Raw genomic sequence first — 1,618 nt, 5'->3', positions numbered from 1 at the left:
GGATGGCGCGTTGGGGGTGACGATGGGGTTTTGCAGCGGGAGGGTGGCGAGGCAGGTGTTGATCGTGGTGCGTTCGGTGGCGCCGGCGAAAGAGCCTTGCGCCGACGCGGCGTGAAAATAGTGCGGCCCGGAGAGATCGACGTGGCTGTTGGGAATGACGAAGTGCTCGGGCACTGCGATCATGTCGTAGCCGAGATCTTCCGCGCAGCGGGCCAGGCGCGTCTGCTCGGCGCCGGTGACGGCCGCCTCCCAGGGTTGCGCGGTGGCCTTGAGCCGCATCAGGTGCGGCATGCTGAAGGCGAGCTTCATGGCGGATGCCTGTCACACGACGGCGCATGCGGCCACGGGCGCCGTCGGGCGAGGTATCAGACCGGCAGTGACACGTCGGCCGTGCCTTTGAGGATGGTGTCACCGTCCTGCGTGGTCATGCGCAGTTCGACCTTCACCACCGGCATGCCGAAGGGCGAGGTCTCGCTCTTCTCCACCACCTCGGCATCGACGTAGGTGACGTCGCCTTCAAAGGCGGGGCTGCGGAACTGCGTCTTCGAGTGCCAGATGTAACCCTCGTGGCCGGCCCAGTAGGCGATGGTGTCGAGGTGCCAGGCGTTCATGGAGGAGCCGTAGCCATAGGCGCCGCCCATGCCGATCTTCTCCGCCTTGCGCTTGTTGATGTGGCCGGAGGACGGGCCGTGGTACAGGCCGTCGCCTTTGCGCGGGTCGATCTTGCGCGCCTCGAAATCGTAGGTCATGTCGGCGCCGAAGCCGGCGTCGTCGGTGGCCGGGTCATGCACGCCTTCCGGTGCGTTCCAGCGCCAGGTGCCCCAGATGTTCTGGCGGTGGGCGCGGCACTCGTGTGCGGGCCGATCACGCGGCGCGGCAGTTTGTCGCCGACATTGACGTCGCCGAAGCGCGGCGAGACACCCTCGCGGTTGGACAGGATCCACTCGTGGCGCAGCTTGTAGATCTCCTCGAGTTCCTCGTCGGTCCACTCCTTCGGCGCGCGTTTTTCCTTGCCGTAAACCCCGCGCTTGTTGGCCTCGTCCACCAGGTAGCGGATGGACGTGGCGCGTTCCTTGGCGACCATGGCGCCGTGCTGGTTGGTGTGGATGGTGTCGCCGTCGGCGAACATGGTCGGGCCGGCGAAGCCGGTGTCGGTGACCTTGTAGCCGGAGAAGTAGCGCTCCTGGGTGAGTTTGTCGCCCGGGCGCACCGGCGTGCCGTAGAACCACCACTCCTCACCGGCGAAGATCAGGTGGGTGCCCGGCACCTTGCCGACACAGGAGGGGTGGCAGCCGTGGCCGTAGTCCATGGCCGGCCACGGTGAAGGACTGCGGCGCGACGATGCCTCCAAACTTCGAGTCGTTGGCGAAACGCTCGTCCCAGTGGATCGGGTTGGGGTAGTCCATGGCCTGTACCCAGCGGCGGATGTCCGTGGCGTTGCAGGGGTCCCACAGCTCGGCGTAGACGATGCGCTTGCCGACCCAGCGGTCGACATCGGTGGTGTCCAGGGTCACGATTTCTTCAGCGGTGCTGTCACTCATAATTCTCACCTTTTATCGGGAATTTTTGCGGTTAGGAAGGATAAACGGGGCCTCCGGGGGAGGCAACTTGCGCGCGC

Annotated in this window: 4 protein-coding genes; all 4 read right to left on the bottom strand. The window is 65.8% G+C overall.

The window, feature by feature from the left end:
* On the bottom strand, positions 1 to 309 hold a 309-nt coding region (locus E4634_RS21050), incomplete at its 3' end, for an LLM class flavin-dependent oxidoreductase (RefSeq protein WP_135446655.1).
* Positions 310 to 365: 56 nt separating this feature from the next.
* Complete coding sequence (locus E4634_RS21760) at positions 366 to 791, bottom strand: hotdog family protein (protein ID WP_206046984.1); 426 nt, start codon at positions 789 to 791, stop codon at positions 366 to 368.
* On the bottom strand, positions 746 to 1,309 hold the full coding sequence (locus tag E4634_RS21755; RefSeq protein ID WP_206046983.1) for an FAS1-like dehydratase domain-containing protein: 564 nt from the start codon (positions 1,307 to 1,309) through the stop codon (positions 746 to 748). Before E4634_RS21755 ends, E4634_RS21760 begins: the two co-directional genes overlap by 46 nt.
* Entirely contained in the window at positions 1,236 to 1,541 is a 306-nt protein-coding gene (locus E4634_RS22025) for an FAS1-like dehydratase domain-containing protein (RefSeq protein WP_206046982.1), read from the bottom strand. The genes E4634_RS21755 and E4634_RS22025 overlap by 74 nt, the downstream gene beginning before the upstream one ends.
* Between the last annotated feature and the right edge of the window lie 77 nt (positions 1,542 to 1,618).

This window comes from Mangrovimicrobium sediminis (assembly GCF_004745945.1).
Taxonomy (GTDB): domain Bacteria; phylum Pseudomonadota; class Gammaproteobacteria; order Pseudomonadales; family Halieaceae; genus Mangrovimicrobium; species Mangrovimicrobium sediminis.
The sequence above is the reverse complement of the archived record's forward strand: the minus strand, read 5'-3'. Positions and strand labels throughout refer to the sequence as shown.

Coding starts and splice junctions, on each gene's coding strand:
- E4634_RS21755 (WP_206046983.1), bottom strand. CDS start 1,309: ATGGACTACGGCCACGGCTGCCACCCCTCCTGTGTCGGCAAGGTGCCG.
- E4634_RS22025 (WP_206046982.1), bottom strand. CDS start 1,541: ATGAGTGACAGCACCGCTGAAGAAATCGTGACCCTGGACACCACCGAT.